This window comes from Actinoplanes sp. NPDC023801, assembly GCF_040639655.1.
Classification (GTDB): Bacteria; Actinomycetota; Actinomycetes; order Mycobacteriales; family Micromonosporaceae; genus Actinoplanes.
Genome location: NZ_JBFAAI010000051.1, coordinates 13,519 through 28,119 on the forward strand (window position 1 = coordinate 13,519; position 14,601 = coordinate 28,119).

At 69.7% G+C, this 14,601-nt stretch carries 13 protein-coding genes; 6 read left to right on the forward strand and 7 right to left on the reverse strand.

Translation table 11 applies throughout. The features are described 5' to 3' along the window. Window positions 1–137 precede the first annotated feature (137 nt). Together AB0G04_RS43090 and AB0G04_RS43095 are read left to right on the forward strand one after the other, a co-directional pair. Window positions 138–857, forward strand: coding sequence for a protein phosphatase 2C domain-containing protein (locus tag AB0G04_RS43090; RefSeq protein ID WP_360996198.1), 720 nt, complete (start codon window positions 138–140; stop codon window positions 855–857). 5 nt (window positions 858–862) lie between these two features. Next, complete coding sequence (locus tag AB0G04_RS43095) at window positions 863–1,726, forward strand: hypothetical protein (RefSeq protein ID WP_360996200.1); 864 nt, start codon at window positions 863–865, stop codon at window positions 1,724–1,726. A gap of 18 nt (window positions 1,727–1,744) precedes the next feature. Here AB0G04_RS43095 and AB0G04_RS43100 read toward each other — a convergent pair whose 3' ends face one another. Further along, window positions 1,745–2,107 carry an MmcQ/YjbR family DNA-binding protein gene (locus AB0G04_RS43100; RefSeq protein WP_360996202.1) on the reverse strand — a complete coding sequence of 121 codons (363 nt, stop codon included), beginning with the start codon at window positions 2,105–2,107 and terminating at the stop codon, window positions 1,745–1,747. A gap of 29 nt (window positions 2,108–2,136) precedes the next feature. On the opposite strand from AB0G04_RS43100, the gene AB0G04_RS43105 reads away from it, so the two are divergent. Together AB0G04_RS43105 and AB0G04_RS43110 are read left to right on the forward strand one after the other, a co-directional pair. Next, the gene (locus tag AB0G04_RS43105; RefSeq protein WP_360996229.1) at window positions 2,137–2,667 is read left to right on the forward strand and encodes a GNAT family protein; all 531 of its coding nucleotides are present in this window, start codon (window positions 2,137–2,139) and stop codon (window positions 2,665–2,667) included. Between the two features lie 49 nt (window positions 2,668–2,716). After that, window positions 2,717–3,268: a DUF4240 domain-containing protein gene (locus AB0G04_RS43110; RefSeq protein ID WP_360996205.1), complete on the forward strand. Its 552-nt coding sequence runs from the start codon at window positions 2,717–2,719 to the stop codon at window positions 3,266–3,268. Window positions 3,269–3,307: 39 nt separating this feature from the next. On the opposite strand, the gene glgB is transcribed toward AB0G04_RS43110, so the two are convergent. Genes glgB through AB0G04_RS43130 form a run of 4 tightly spaced genes read right to left on the reverse strand, consistent with a single transcriptional unit; the run spans window position 3,308 to window position 10,538 of the window. Next, complete coding sequence (gene glgB, locus AB0G04_RS43115; protein ID WP_360996208.1) at window positions 3,308–5,470, reverse strand: 1,4-alpha-glucan branching protein GlgB; 2,163 nt, start codon at window positions 5,468–5,470, stop codon at window positions 3,308–3,310. Between the two features lie 23 nt (window positions 5,471–5,493). Continuing rightward, window positions 5,494–6,798, reverse strand: coding sequence for a maltokinase (locus AB0G04_RS43120; protein ID WP_360996211.1), 1,305 nt, complete (start codon window positions 6,796–6,798; stop codon window positions 5,494–5,496). Next, window positions 6,795–8,552, reverse strand: coding sequence for a maltose alpha-D-glucosyltransferase (treS, locus tag AB0G04_RS43125; RefSeq protein WP_360996214.1), 1,758 nt, complete (start codon window positions 8,550–8,552; stop codon window positions 6,795–6,797). Before treS ends, AB0G04_RS43120 begins: the two co-directional genes overlap by 4 nt. A gap of 21 nt (window positions 8,553–8,573) precedes the next feature. Continuing rightward, the gene (locus AB0G04_RS43130; protein WP_360996216.1) at window positions 8,574–10,538 is read right to left on the reverse strand and encodes an alpha-1,4-glucan--maltose-1-phosphate maltosyltransferase; all 1,965 of its coding nucleotides are present in this window, start codon (window positions 10,536–10,538) and stop codon (window positions 8,574–8,576) included. A 639-nt stretch (window positions 10,539–11,177) separates the two neighbouring features. Between AB0G04_RS43130 and AB0G04_RS43135 the strand changes: the two genes are divergently transcribed. Beyond that, on the forward strand, window positions 11,178–11,777 hold the full coding sequence (locus tag AB0G04_RS43135; protein WP_360996218.1) for a hypothetical protein: 600 nt from the start codon (window positions 11,178–11,180) through the stop codon (window positions 11,775–11,777). Between the two features lie 658 nt (window positions 11,778–12,435). Here AB0G04_RS43135 and AB0G04_RS43140 read toward each other — a convergent pair. Then, complete coding sequence (locus AB0G04_RS43140; RefSeq protein ID WP_360996220.1) at window positions 12,436–12,900, reverse strand: PPOX class F420-dependent oxidoreductase; 465 nt, start codon at window positions 12,898–12,900, stop codon at window positions 12,436–12,438. 332 nt (window positions 12,901–13,232) lie between these two features. Beyond that, window positions 13,233–14,060, reverse strand: a complete 828-nt coding sequence (gene ppgK / locus AB0G04_RS43145) for a polyphosphate--glucose phosphotransferase (protein WP_360996223.1) — start codon at window positions 14,058–14,060, stop codon at window positions 13,233–13,235. A 263-nt stretch (window positions 14,061–14,323) separates the two neighbouring features. Here ppgK and AB0G04_RS43150 point away from each other — a divergent pair. Further along, window positions 14,324–14,601, forward strand: a 278-nt coding sequence (locus AB0G04_RS43150; protein WP_360996226.1) for a sigma factor, incomplete at its 3' end; no start/stop codon positions are given.

The following is a 14,601-nucleotide window of genomic DNA, read 5'->3' on the forward strand; positions in this document are numbered from 1 at the left end:
CAGCCCGCCAGATGGCCTCTGACCTGCACAATCACGCCCTGGGCGGGAATGTCGGCCCGGCGGGGCCCGCCGTGATCCGGCGACACTTGGTAGGAGGTACTAGAGACAACGGAATTGGCCTTTGGCACAGTTGTCACATGACGCTTGCTGTCCGGGCGGTCGCCGCCACTGATCAGGGCCTGGTCCGGTCCAACAACGAAGACGCCGTCTTCGTCGGTAATCGACTCTTCGTGGTGGCGGACGGCATGGGCGGACTTCCCGCCGGTGAGCTGGCGAGCGACATCCTCGTGCAGACCTTGAGCGTGGTGGACACGGCGCCGGACAACGGTGAGCCGTTGCAGGATCTGATCAGCGCGCTGCAGACCGCGAACGAGCGGATCGAGGCGGCGGTGGCCGACGACGACGCCCGCGACGGCATGGGCACCACGGTGACCGCGCTGCTGCTCTCCGGCGACCGCCTGGCCGCCCTCAACGTCGGCGACTCCCGCTGCTACCTGCTCCGCGACGGCGAGTTCCAGCAGCTCACCCGGGACGACACCTACGTGCAGGCGCTGGTCGACCAGGGCGTGCTCACCCCCGACGACGCCCGCCGCCACCCGCAGCGGGCGCTGGTCACCCAGGCCGTGCAGGGCGGCCCGTTCCGTCCGGCCGGCCGGATGATCCCGGCCCGGCCCGGCGACCGTTACCTGCTGTGCAGCGACGGTCTCTCCGACTACGTCGAGGATGCGGTGATCGCGCAGACGCTGCGCGAGGTCGCCGACCGCAAGGCCTGCGCCGCCGAACTGGTCAACCGGACCCTGCAGAACGGCGCGCCCGACAACGTGACCGTCATCGTCGCCGACGTCGTCGAGGCCTGACGGCGATGATCCGGGCCCGCCGCGTCCTCGCCGGTGCGGCGTCGGCCGCCCTGCTGCTGACCCTGGCGGCGTGCGGCGGCCCCGCGGAGCCCGCGGCCCCGCAGCTGCGGCTGCGGGCCACCGCCGAGCAGTGGCGGCAGGACGAGGTGGCACGGCAACTCGGGATCGCCCTGCACAACGACGGTGACAAGCCGGTCTGGGTCTCCCGGCTGGAGCCGGACCTGCCCTCCTTCGAGGGTGAGGCGCCGGTCGACACACCGGCCCTCCTGCCGCCGAACGGGCTCCGGGTGGACGTCACCGTCCCCTACGGCACCGGAGGCTGTGTGACGGCCGCTGAGGCCTCCTACGTGACGGTCGTGGCGCGGGCCGAGGGTGACACCCGGACGCAGCGGGTCCGGCTCGCGCTGCCGCACCCCAACAAGCTGCTGGACAAGCTGCTGGCCGACGACTGCGCCGCCGAGACGGTCCGCCGGAGCGTCGCGCTGAGGTTCGGCGACTGGACCGACCTCGGCGCCGACGGGGTCCGCGGCAGCCTGATCGTGGAACGGACGGCCGCCGCCACGGTGGGCGTCGCTCAGCTGCACTCCTTCGACGGCAACGTGATGTACCGGCTCGCCTACCGGCGGGCCACCCCGCTGGCCGAGGTCACCGCCGCGGCGCCGGTGGCGACGCTGCCCGTCACGGTCACCCCGCTGCGCTGCGACCTGCACGCCTTCGCGGAGGTCAAGAAGCCCTTCGAGTTCCCGGTACGGATCTCGCTGGACGGCGGGAAGCAGCTCTACACGACCGTGCCGGTCGACGAGGACGACAAGAAGGCTCTCGACACCATGCTGCGCCGCAACTGCGGTGTCCCACCGGCCGGATCCTGACCGGTCGGCGGCCGGCGGCTACTCGCCGTCGAGGCGGTCGGCCAGGGTCTTCGGGGCCACCGTCCGGAACGCGTCCTCGCACAGTTCGGCGATCTCCGACCAGTCCGGGTCGCGGTCGAGGCGGACGCCGACCCAGCCGCGATGGCCCACGTACGGCGGCCGGAAGAACCGGTCCGGGTCGGCGGCGATCAGCTCGGCCTGGGAGCCGGGCGGCGCGGCACACCACAGGTGCGGGAACTCGTGGTCGTGGTGGCCGGTGGGCCACAGCATGACGGACTGCTTCTTCCCGCGGACGAAGAAGGCGGGCGCACCGTGGCTGGGACGCTCGGTCGCCTCGGGCAGGCGCAGGCACATCTCACGGAGCCGCTCGGTGGTGTCCATACCCCGCAACATATTCTCGGCGGGTGCTGATGGCGACCGACCGGCTGATCCTGCGGCGTTTCCGGGCGTCGGACGCGCCCGTGCTGGCGGCCTACCGGTCCGACCCCGACGTGGCCCGCTACCAGTCCTGGGACGCCCCGTTCGACCGGGAGAAGGCGGAGACCGCGGTCCGCAACTTCGCGGCGAGCTCGCCGGACGAGGCCGGGCACTTCCAGTACGCGGTCGAGCTCACCGGGGAGCGGCGGCTGATCGGCGACGTGTATGTGCGGCTGCACGACAACCTCAGGCAGGCGGAGATCGGGTTCACGCTCGACCCGGCGTACCAGAGGAGGGGTTTTGCCTTCGAGGCGGTGAGCGCTGTGCTGGACCGCCTCTTCCGCGTCCAGGGGCTGCACCGGGTGACGGGGGAGTGCGACGCGCGCAACACGCGGTCGGCGGCGCTGCTGGAGCGGCTCGGTTTCCAGCGCGAAGGACTGCTCCGGCAGCAGACCTTCATCAAGGGCGAGTGGACCGACGATCTGCTGTACGGGCTGCTCGCCCCCGAGTGGCTCGATCGCTGAGAACTCGATCGCCGGGAAACTGTCGTACCCCCGTGGTCGGATCTGCGCCGTGGACATCGAAGACTTCTGGAGCTTGATCGAGCGCAGCACGGCCGGCAGCGACACCAAGGACGCGCGCGAGGACTGGCTGATCACAACCCTGAGCGGGCGGGACCGCGCCGAGATCGAGGATTTCGCGATCCGCCTGCAGGAGGCGCGTGACCGTGTCGACGACGCCCGCATGTGGAGCGCCGCCGAGGTGATCCTCGACGGCTGCTCCACCGACAGCTTCTGGTATTTCCAGTGCTGGCTGATCGGGCTGGGCCGGGAGGCGTTCGAGCGGGCCGCCGCCGATCCGGACACGCTGGCTGATCTGCCGGCGGTGCGGATTCTTGCCGCCCGGCCCTACGAGACCTGGGACGACGAGGTGTGGCCCGAGTGGGAGAGCCTCGACTATGTCGCCGGCCGGGCCTACGCCGACGACGACGGCTCCGAGCTGGACGAGGCGGTGGCGGCGCGAGGCGTCGACCTGCGGGCCGACCCGCTCGAGCCGGACTGGAGCCGTGAGTACCACTTCCCTCGTCTGCGCGAGCTGTTCCCACGCCACCACACCAGGGGCTGACAATCCCGGCGACCCGGGTCGCAGCCCCTGGGTGTGCTGTCAGCCGTGCTGGGCGTCGTGCTTGAGCCACACGGCGCCGAGCGGCGGCACCCGCAGTGAGACGGAGGCGTCGAAACCGTGCCAGGCCAGGTGCTCCGCCTCGACGGCGCCCATGTTGCCGACACCGGAGCCGCCGTACAGCTCGCTGTCGGTGTTGATCACCTCGGTCCAGCGGCCGGCCCGCGGCAGGCCGATGCGGTAACCCTCGTGCGGGATGGCGGCGAAGTTGACGACGCACGCCAGGGTGTCGCCGTTCGGTGCGAAGCGGACGAAGGAGAACGTGTTGTGCTGCGAGTCCTCACTCGTGATCCACCGGAAACCGGACGGCGAGGTGTCCTGCGTCCAGATCGCCGGCGTCTCCCGGTAAACCCGGTTCAGGTCGCTCACGAGGCGCTTCACACCGTTGTGCTGCGGGTCCTCGAGCAGGTGCCAGTGCAGGCCACCGCTCTCGTTCCACTCCCGCTCGTCGCCCATCTCGGAACCCATGAACAGCAGCTGCTTGCCGGTGAAGGCCCACATGAAACCGAGCAGCGCCCGCGTGTTGGCGAGCTTCTGCCACAGGTCGCCGGGCATCTTGCCGGTCAGCGAACCCTTGCCGTGCACGACCTCGTCGTGGCTGATCGGCAGGGCGTAGTTCTCGCTCCAGGCGTACACGGTGGCGAAGGTCATCTGGTGGTGGTGCCACTGCCGGTGGACCGGCTCCTTCTCCATGTAGGAGAGGGTGTCGTTCATCCAGCCCATGTTCCATTTGAAACCGAAACCGAGACCGCCCAGGTGGGTGGGACGGGTGACGCCGGGCCACGCGGTGGACTCCTCGGCGATCGTCATGACGCCGGGGTGGTGCTTGTAGACGGTCGCGTTCATCTCCTGCAGGAAGCTGATCGCGTCCAGGTTCTCCCGGCCGCCGTACTGGTTCGGCGTCCACTCGCCCTCCTTGCGGGAGTAGTCGAGGTACAGCATCGAGGCCACCGCGTCGACCCGCAGGCCGTCGGCGTGGAACTCCTCGCACCAGTACAGCGCGTTGGCGACCAGGAAGTTGCGGACCTCCTTGCGGCCGAAGTCGAAGACGTACGTGCCCCAGTCGGGGTGCTCGCCGCGCCGCCAGTCGCCGTGCTCGTACAACGGCGTGCCGTCGAAGCGGGCCAGCGCCCACTCGTCCTTCGGGAAGTGGGCCGGAACCCAGTCCAGGATCACGCCGATGCCGGCCTGGTGCAGCTTGTCGACCAGGTACCGGAACTCGTCGGGGCTGCCGAACCGGGACGTCGGGGCGTAGTAACCGGTGACCTGGTAACCCCAGGAACCGCCGAACGGGTGCTCCATGACCGGCATCAGCTCGACGTGGGTGAACCCGGTCTCGACGACGTACTCGACCAGCTGCTCGGCCAGTTCGACATAGCTGAGACCCGGCCGCCACGAGCCCAGGTGCACCTCGTACACGCTGATCGGCTCCTGGTGCCACGACCGGCGCGACCGGTCACGCATCCACTGTTCGTCGTGCCACTGGTACGACGACTGGTAGACGACCGACGCGGTGGCCGGCGGGACCTCGGTGTGCTGGGCGAGCGGGTCGGCGTGCTCGCGCCACACCCCGTCCCGGCCGAGGATCTTGAACTTGTACTTGGTGCCGATGTGCGCCGACGGGACGTACAGCTCCCACACGCCGCTCGAGCCGAGCGACCGCATCGGCCACCCGTCGTGCGGCCCCCAGCCGGCGAAGTCACCGACCACCTGCACGCCGCGGGCGGCCGGCGCCCACACCGCGAAGGCGACACCGGCCCCACGCGGCTGGGCGCCGAGCACCTTCCACAGCTTCTCGTGCCGGCCCTCCCCGATCAGGTGCAGGTCCAGCTCGCCCAGGCTCGGCCCGTGCCGGTACGGGTCGTCGCACTGGGTGCCGTCGATGTCCAGCCGGTAGTCGAGCACCGTGCCGGGCAGCTCGGCCGCGAAGATGCCGTCCGGGTGCACCTTCGTCATCGCGTACCGCTCGCCCTCGTGCAGGACGGCGACCTCGGCCGCCTCCTTGCGCAGGGTCCGCACGACGGTGCGCCCGCCGTGCGGATGCGCGCCGAGAACGGCGTGCGGGTCGTGGGTGTCCCCGGAGATCACGCTGTCCATGGCCCGCTTGTCCGCGGCGAGCCGTGAGGTGCTGGTCTGACCGATCATGGTATTCGGGTGCCCTCCGGGATTCATCCGACAAGCCGGGCGATCGACCGCAGGGGGATCCGCAGCCAACCGGGCCGGTGCCGGGCTTCGTAGGCGGCCTCGTAGACTGCCTTGTCGAGCTCGTACGCCGCGAGCAGCGCACGGTGGGTACGCGGGTCGGTGCCCGCCACGTGGGTGTAGCCGTCGCAGAACGCGGCCCGGTTGCGGTCCACCCACTCCCGGGCTCGTGCCGCCAGGTGTTCGTCGTCGTCCTGGTCGACCAGCAGCTGGTAGGCCGCGTACTCGTAGGAGCGCAGCACCCCCGCCACGTCACGCAGCGGCGAGTCGGGCAGCCGCCGTTCGTCGAGCGGCTGGCCGGGCTCGCCCTCGAAGTCGATCAGCAGCCAGCCCTCCGGCGTGCGCAGCACCTGCCCGAGGTGCAGGTCACCGTGGATGCGCTGCACCTCGACGTGTTCGCCGGTCAGCGCGGTGAACCGGTCGGTGATCGACGCGACGTACGGCTGGAGTTCCGGGACCGCGTTCGCGGCGGTGCGCAGCCGTCCCAGCACCACGTCTACCGGGAACGGCGCCGGGCCGGTGCCGAGCTGCTCGGCCAGAGTCAGGTGCACCGACGCGACGGCCTCGCCGAGCCGGTACGACTCACCCTGGAAATCGCCGCCGACCTCGTCCGCGGCGAAGGCGGCGTCGGCGAACAGATCCCGTGCCGACGCCGTCGCCATGGCCCAGCCCTCGGCCGAATTGACCGCGTACTGGGTGACCATGCCGAGTGAGCAGTCGTCGGCCGCCTGGAACGAACCGAAGAGCCGCGCCACGTGCGGGTTGCCGGCCCGGCCCAGCACCCGGTTCAGTTCGATGTCCGGGTTGATCCCGCAGGTGACCCGCCGGAACAGTTTCAGGATGGCGTCCTGGTCGAAGATCACGCTGGTGTTGCTCTGCTCCGCGTCGAACACCCGCGGCCAGGCCTCCAGCGGCAGCGTGACGCCGGGCTCCTTCTCGAAGACGATGTCACCGGCGATCTCGGACCGGTCGACGAGCGTCAGCAGGTGCCGCGCGGCCGCCGGATCGTAGAGGGCGTCGTAACCGACCCGCCCGTCGTCGGCGGTACCGATGGTGGCCACCGCGCTGTACTCGGGAATCGGCCCCTCGCCCCAGCCCACCAGGACCTGATAGCGCTCCGAGCTGCCGTCGGTGTACTCGACGTCGACGAGGATCAGTTCCAGGTCCTCGCCGAGACCGGTGGCGGACGCCTGTTTGACCGAGGCAAGGACCCGGCTGCGCCCGGCGTACCAGCGCTGTTTCGGTAACCACTCGGCGAAAGGCAGCGTCATTGCTTCTCCTCCGACCCGCACAACTGGAACCAGTAGAACCCGTGCCCCGGGAGCGTCAGCAGGTAAGGAAGCTGCCCGATCCGGGGGAAGTTCACGTGCCCGGTCAGTTCCACCGGGGTGTAACCGTTCCAGTGCTGCAGGTTCAGCTCGATCGGTTGCGGGAAGCGTGACAGGTTGTTGACGCAGAGCACCACGTCGTCGCCGAGTTCACGCAGGTAGGCGAGCACCGAAGGATTGGAGCCGCCCAGTTCCCGGAAGGTGCCGACGGCGAACGCCTCGTGCCTCCGGCGTACCGCCAGCATGGTGCGCGTCCAGTTCAGCAGGGAGGTCGCGCTGTCCCGTTGCGCCTCCACGTTGACCGCCTGGTAGCCGTACACCGGGTCCTGGTTGACCGGTAGGTAGAGGCGGCCCGGCGTGGCCGTGGAGAAACCCGCGTTACGGTCCGGCGTCCACTGCATCGGGGTGCGCACACCGTCGCGGTCACCGAGCCAGATGTTGTCGCCCATGCCGATCTCGTCACCGTAGTAGAGCACCGGTGATCCGGGCAGCGACAGCAGCAGCGCGGTGAACAGCTCGATCTGGTTGCGGTCGTTCTCCAGCAGTGGGGCGAGCCGGCGCCGGATGCCGACGTTCGCCTTCATCCGCGGATCCTTGGCGTACTCCGAGTACATGTAGTCGCGTTCTTCGTCGGTCACCATCTCGAGCGTCAGCTCGTCATGGTTACGCAGGAAGATGCCCCACTGGCAGTTGTCCGGGATGGACGGCGTCTGCGCGAGGATCTCCGAGATCGGGAAACGCGACTCCCGGCGTACGGCCATGAAGATCCGTGGCATGAGCGGGAAGTGGAACGCCATGTGGCACTCGTCGCCACCGCTGCGCGCGTCGCCGAAGTACTCCACCACGTCGGCCGGCCACTGGTTCGCCTCGGCCAGCAGCACCCGGCCCGGGAACTCGTCGTCGATCACCTTGCGGCAGTGCTTGAGGAACGCGTGGGTGGCCGGCAGGTTCTCGCAGTTCGTACCCTCCTCCTCGAAGAGGTACGGCACCGCGTCCAGCCGGAACCCGTCGATACCGAGGTCGAGCCAGAACCGCAGCACGTCCAGCATCGCCTCCTGCACCTTCGGGTTCTCGTAGTTGAGATCCGGCTGGTGCGAGAAGAACCGGTGCCAGTAGAACTGCCGGCGCACCGGGTCGAACGTCCAGTTCGACTCCTCGGTGTCGACGAAGATGATCCGCGCGTCCTGGTACTTCTCGCTGGTGTCGTTCCAGACGTAGAAGTCGCCGTACGGCCCCTCCGGGTCGTGCCTCGACGCCTGGAACCACGGGTGCGAGTCGGACGTGTGGTTCATGACCAGGTCGGTGATGACCCGGATGCCACGCTTGTGCGCCGCGTCCAGCAGGGCCACGAAGTCTTCGACCGTGCCGAACTCCGGCAGGACCTTGTAGAAGTCGCGGATGTCGTAGCCGCCGTCACGCAGCGGCGAGTCGTAGAACGGCGGCAGCCACAGACAGTCGACCCCGAGCCACTGCAGATAGTCGAGCCGCTCGATGAGTCCGCGCAGGTCGCCGCCGCCGTCCGAGCCCGAGTCGTAGAACGCCCGGACCAGCACCTCGTAGAACACGGCCCGCTGGAACCAGGTCCGGTCCGCCGGAAGCGCCCGGGCGTGCCCGAAGTCGTCGGAGGTGGGGTGTTCGACGACCCCGCCCTCGGTGTGACTTCCCTCGGCCGGATCGTGCTCGCTCGACAGCTCCATCAGGTTGCTCCCCCTACCCCGCTACCTCGCCTTGATGACGAAAATGTGCGCCGGCTCGACGAACGGGTCGATCCGGACCGCATTGTGCTGACCCCACTCGTACGTCGCCCCGCTGATCTGGTCGACGACCGTGAACCGCTCGTGCCAGTCCAGGCCGAGCGCCTGCATGTCCAGAGCCGTGTTGCCCCACTGGACGTTGCTGGAGTCGAACGAGCAGATCACCAGGATGGTGTTGCCGGTGTCGGGATCCCGTTTGGAGAAGCAGAGCATCGCGCCGTTGTCGATCTCGTGGAAGCGCAGGTTGCGCAGCCAGTGCAGGGCCGGGTTCTCGTCCCGGATGCGGTTGAGCTTGGTCAGGTACGGCGCGAGCGACCGGCCGGCACGCTCGGCGCCTTCCCAGTCCCGCGGCTTCAGCTCGAACTTCTCGTTGTCGATGTACTCCTCGGCGCCCGGCCTCGGCACGTGCTCGAACAGCTCGTACCCCGAGTACATCCCCCAGGACGGCGTCAGCATCGACGCCAGCACCGCCCGGATCTTGAACATCGGCGGGCCGCCGTTCTGCAGCGACTCGTGCAGGATGTCCGGTGTGTTCGGCCAGAAGTTCGGCCGCATCCAGTCGATCGAGGCCAGCAGCTCCTGCATGTACTGACGCATCTCGGCGGCGGTGTTGCGCCAGGTGAAATACGTGTACGACTGGGTGAAGCCGATCTTGCCGAGCCCGTTCATCATGGCCGGCCGGGTGAACGCCTCGGCCAGGAACAGCACGTCCGGGTCGGTCTCCTTGACCTTGGCGATCAACCACTGCCAGAAGTTGATCGCCTTCGTGTGCGGGTTGTCGACCCGGAAGATCTTGACGCCGTTGTTCACCCAGTGCATCACCACGCGGTAGACCTCGTCGCGCAGTGTGCGGTAGTCGTTGTCCCAGTTGATCGGGTAGATGTCCTGGTACTTCTTGGGCGGGTTCTCGGCGTACGCGATCGTGCCGTCGGCCTTGGTGGTGAAGAACTGCGGGAACTTCTTCACCCACGGATGGTCGGGCGCGGCCTGCAGTGCCAGGTCCAGCGCCACCTCCATGCCGAGCTCCTCGGTCCGCCGGACGAACTCGCGGAAGTCGTCGAGGGTGCCCAGCTGCGGATGGATCGCGTCGTGGCCGCCCTCGTCCGAGCCGATCGCCCACGGCGAGCCGACGTCCTCGGGCCGGGCCACCAGGGTGTTGTTGCGGCCCTTACGGTTGATCTTGCCGATCGGGTGGATCGGCGGCAGGTAGACCACGTTGAAGCCCATCGCGGCGATCGCCGGGAGCCGCTTCGCCGCGGTCGCGAACGTGCCGTGCTTGATCGGCGTCGCGTCCGGGCCGACCTCGGCACCCTCCGAGCGGGGGAAGAACTCGTACCACGCCGAGTACAGCGCCCGCTTGCGGTCCACCCAGATCGCGAACGACCGGGTCGTGGTGACCAGGTTCCGGACCGGGTTGTGCCAGAGCAGCTCCTCCAGGTCCAGCGCCGGGGTCACCCGGCCGAACAGCGACTTCTGCGTGTCACGCAGCGCCGCCGCGGCCTCCCGGACCGACTCCTCGTGCTCAGCCGGAACGATCTTGGTGGCCAGGTCCAGCACGTCGGCGCCCTCGGCCAGATCGTTCGCCAGGTCCTCGGTGCCCTGCCCGGCGCCGATCTTCTTCACCACGGCGTCGCGCCACGTCCGGTACGGATCGTCGAAGGCCTCCACCGTGAAGGTCCAGCGTCCGGCCTGGTCGGGCCGGAGCGCGGCGTGCCACTGGTCGAGGCCCGGTTCACCCGGCGTCATCCGGGTGAACGGCTTGGTCTCACCGTCCGGTGAGCGCCATACCACATTCACACCGAGCGCGTGATGACCTTCGCGATAGGACACCGCCGAGACCGGAACCAATTCGCCGACCACCGCCTTCGCGGGGTAGCGGCCACCGGACACAGCCGGTGTCACGTCTTCGATGGGGAAGCGACCGGTCATGATCTCCACCGTAGTCAGAGGGGCGCGTGAGGGCTTGGCGACCGGGAAAACCACCGCCGTCGTCTCTATGACTTCTCCGCAGTGGAGGTTTTGAAACGGCCGATCGCCGCCGCCTCTCAACCTACCGGAGGCGGTTCGCCGGGGCGCATCCAGACGCGGCCGTGCACCGCCGGAAAACACGACAATTTCACCGGCTCGCAACACCCGTTCATCTTTGTCGCGAGGGGACCACGGAGACCGGGCTTCCCTCGCCAGCGAGGAGTATCACGTTTTCCGGCCCGCCCGCCGCGGACCACCGCGACCGGACCCGGCAGGGCCACCCGTTCCTCCGGCAGGCGGCACGGTCGGTGTGCCCCCACCGAGATGCAGCACCCCCGCCGGTACGCCGAGCGCGATCTGCCGCACCTTAGGGGAAAGCCCGATGGCCCGGGCGCCGGGTACGCCGTCCACCAGGAGCGTCCAGCCGTGCCGGATCGGGCCGTGGCTCCGCCGTTCCCGTGGCGACCGGCGCGATCACGGGAGTGCATCGGTTGCCGTGCGTTGCCATCGAGGAACCCTGCTCAAGACGGCCTCCCAGCCACCGAGCTATACCCCTGACGCGAGCCGCCCCGGCAAGCGCACGAAGGGAGGAGATCGAACGTGGCCGGACCGTCCACCGCATTGTCCCCGGTGATCGCCGCCAGCACCCACTGGCTGGCCCGTGCCTACCCGGGCGGCGAATCCAACACGGTGGCACACACGCTCGCCGAACTGCAGGCCCGGCAGGCCGTCACCGTCGCCGCCTGGCTGCGCTACCCGACCGAGATCGACGCGGCGCTCGTCGCCATCGCCGGCCCCGGCGGATCCGCCGTCCTCGACTGGAAGGCCGGCAGCGAACCCGACGACGAGTTCGCCGACGGCGAAGGCTGGCGCACCTGGGTCGACGAGGTCGTCGTCAGCTGGGCGGCCTGCCTGCTCGCCGACCCCCTGCTGGCCCGCCGCGGCGTCGACGCCGTCATCGCGGCCATGCCCATCCCCGACCAGCGGCCCCGCCCGCACGCCCGCCGCCCCGGCGACGGCCAGCCCAGCGAGTTCCGCCGCCTTCTCGTGCCGGACGCCCGTGACCGTGAGGCCTCCGTGCTGCTGCGGCATCCGGACCTGCTGGAGCCCATCGCGGCCATCCACCGCGACACACTTCGTTACCTGCTCGACGCTGAATCCAATGACCTTGCTCCGCTCGGCGGGGATCGCGCCCTTTGAGGCTGGGCTGAATGGCCTCGCTCCGCTCAGCAGGGATCGCGCCCTTGAGCCGGTGTCGAGGGCTCCGGAATCGACCATGGCTTCGCCTCGCCGATTCCGGCGCCCTCGACACCGGCGGGTGCGATCCGCGGTGGGTTCGGTCCCACCGGGCTGAGGCTTCGCCTTGCCTGTTCGGGTCGTCCCCGCCCGGCGGGCATGGTCCGCGGTGGATTCGGTTCTACCGGGCTGCGGCTTCGCCTCGCCTGTTTCGGTGTCGTCGACACCGGCGGGCGGGATCCGCGGTTTGTTGTTTGCTTTCCCCTCCCGAGGGCTGCGTGCGCGCGGGCGCGTCAGTCCGCCGGAACGGGAGGGTCCTTGAGGCCGCAAGGCCGGCACCGCCTAGTCCTCCTGGGTGCCGGCCTTGCGGCCTCGTTCGCATTGGCGTGCCGGCCTTCGGCCTCGTTCGCATTGGCGTGCCGGCCTTCGGCCTCATTTGCATTGGCCTGCTGGCCTTGCGGCCTTGTGCCCATTCGCCTGCCGGCCTTGAGCCTCGGCGGCATCCGCCTGGCGGCCCCGCGATGCCGGACTTCGCCGATGCGCTGAAGGATCTCGACGAGGTCGGTGTGGGTGGACCTCGACCGGGCCGGCGGGCGGGGGAGCGGCCGGTGTGGGTGGGGTCTCAGTCGGCCAGGCGGGCGGGGAAGCCGCCGGTGGCGATCGGGCCCCAGGACTCGACGGTCACCCGGATCAGGCACTTGCCCTGGTCGCGCATGGCCTTCCGGTACTCGTCCCAGTTCGGGTGCTCGCCGGAGATGCACCGGAAGTAGTCGACGAGCGGCTCGACCGCGTCGGGCAGGTCGATGACCTCGGCGACCCCGTCGACCTGGACCCACGGGCCGTTCCACTCGTCGGACAGGATGCAGAGAGTCACCCGCGGGTCGCGGCGGATGTTCGCGACCTTCGCCCGTTCCGGGTAGCTGGAGATGACGATGCGGCCCTCGGCGTCGACGCCGCACGCGTTGGGGGAGGACTGCGGCCGGCCGTCCTTGCGGGTGGTCATCAGGATCGCGTGATGCCGTGGCCGCAGGAACTCCACGAGTTCCTCCCGGGTGACCTTCGTGTTCGTCGCGATGGTCCGCGCCATGTCGGTGTCCTCTCTAACGTTTCCGGCGGCCTGGTGAAGATCTTTCCAGGCCCGACCGGCGGATGATCCGGATCGGCCCGGCGGGCGCCACCACCGGCGTCGGCAATCCGGCTCCGGGCGCTGCCCGAGACGCCGTGCCGAACGCCGGCCGAGATCGCCGGGCCGAACGCTGCCCGGGAGGCCGGGCCGAACGCCGGCCGGGCCGCCGGGCCGAACGCCGGCCGGGCCGCCGGGCCGAACGCCGGCCGGGGCCGCGGTGCCGAACGCCGGCCAGGGTCGCCGGGCCAGGGCAGCCCAGGCCGGCCACCGATGGCCCGGGGACGGCGGGGCTGTCAGGAGGACTGACGCTCGCTCAGGGGAGTTGCGCCGCTCGGTGCGGTCGCGTCCACCGGGAACGCGCCGGGTGCCTGACCGCCCGAACCGGCCGCCGCCTGGCCGGCCGCGATCGCCGCACCGATGATGCCGGCGTTGTTGAGCAGGGTGGCCGGGACGATCGGGGTGCGGATGTCGAGGAGCGGGAAGAACTTCTCCGATTTCTTGCTGACCCCGCCGCCGACGATGAACAGGCGTGGGGACAGCAGCATCTCGACGTGGCGCAGGTAACGCTGGACCCGCGTCGCCCACTGCTCCCAGGACAGGTCCTCGGCCTCGCGGATGCGGTCCGAGGCCAGCAGCTCGGCGTCGGCTCCGTCGATCTCGAGGTGGCCCAGCTCCGTGTTGGGCAGGAGCGTGCCGTCGAGGAACAGGGCGCTGCCGATGCCGGTGCCGAAGGTCAGCATCATGATCAGGCCGGCCTGGTCGCGACCGGCGCCGAACGCGACCTCGGCGACCCCGGCCGCGTCGGCGTCGTTGAGGACCGTCACCGGCTTGCCGAGCCGCTCGGTGAACAGCTGTGCCGCGGGCGCGTCGAGCCACGACTTGTCGACGTTGGCCGCGCTGCGGGTCACGCCGTCGACGACGACGCCCGGGAACGTGACGCCGATGCTGCCGAAGTCGTCGAACTGGGCCGCCACCTCGGCGACCGCCTCCACCACGCTGTCCACGTCGGCGGGCTGGGGGGTGGGCACGCGGAACCGCTCGGCGAGCAGCTCGCCGCGGTCCTGGTCGACCGGGGCGCCCTTCACGCCGGAGCCACCGATGTCGATGCCGAGGATGCTCATCCCGTCGTCCGTTCTTCAGGGGTAGTTCGCCGTTGCTGTGTACCACGTGCGTCAGACATTAAATCCCGTTCCCTCGGGCGCCTTACGGCGACACCATGGGATGAATTCGCTCCGTGATTTCCGGGTTCACGCAATGTCACTCATACTTTCAGCTAGTCGGCGCTAGGCTTCTCGGTTAGCGTTGCACTTCAGAACGGTCGCCGCGTGCGGGCACGGCTCTCTGCCCGTCTGATGGAGGACCACTAATGAACATGCTGGATTCCATGTCCGCCGTAACATCACCGACCGCTCCGTCGCCCGCGGTGGTCACCCCGCGAGCCGCCGGAACCTCGCGACACGCCGCGCACGTCGTGCCCACGGCCAGTGCGTCCGAACTGCTCGCCGCGATGGCGGCCGCTCCACCCGGACCGCGGTACTCGCGGCTGCGGGACCGGGCGATCGAGGCGTGGCTGCCTCTCGCCCGCCACCTCGCCCACCGCTACTCCGGCCGCGGCGAACCCACCGACGACCTCATCCAGACCGCCACCGTCGGCCTCATCAA

What these genes read in the sequence shown, in the direction of transcription:
- ppgK (WP_360996223.1), bottom strand. Translation starts at nt 14,060, where the DNA reads ATGAGCATCCTCGGCATCGACATCGGTGGCTCCGGCGTGAAGGGCGCC.
- AB0G04_RS43100 (WP_360996202.1), bottom strand. Translation starts at nt 2,107, where the DNA reads ATGGACACCACCGAGCGGCTCCGTGAGATGTGCCTGCGCCTGCCCGAG.
- treS (WP_360996214.1), bottom strand. Translation starts at nt 8,552, where the DNA reads ATGGAGCTGTCGAGCGAGCACGATCCGGCCGAGGGAAGTCACACCGAG.
- AB0G04_RS43090 (WP_360996198.1), top strand. Translation starts at nt 138, where the DNA reads ATGACGCTTGCTGTCCGGGCGGTCGCCGCCACTGATCAGGGCCTGGTC.
- glgB (WP_360996208.1), bottom strand. Translation starts at nt 5,470, where the DNA reads ATGATCGGTCAGACCAGCACCTCACGGCTCGCCGCGGACAAGCGGGCC.
- AB0G04_RS43095 (WP_360996200.1), top strand. Translation starts at nt 863, where the DNA reads ATGATCCGGGCCCGCCGCGTCCTCGCCGGTGCGGCGTCGGCCGCCCTG.
- AB0G04_RS43130 (WP_360996216.1), bottom strand. Translation starts at nt 10,538, where the DNA reads ATGACCGGTCGCTTCCCCATCGAAGACGTGACACCGGCTGTGTCCGGT.
- AB0G04_RS43120 (WP_360996211.1), bottom strand. Translation starts at nt 6,798, where the DNA reads ATGACGCTGCCTTTCGCCGAGTGGTTACCGAAACAGCGCTGGTACGCC.
- AB0G04_RS43140 (WP_360996220.1), bottom strand. Translation starts at nt 12,900, where the DNA reads ATGGCGCGGACCATCGCGACGAACACGAAGGTCACCCGGGAGGAACTC.
- AB0G04_RS43105 (WP_360996229.1), top strand. Translation starts at nt 2,137, where the DNA reads ATGGCGACCGACCGGCTGATCCTGCGGCGTTTCCGGGCGTCGGACGCG.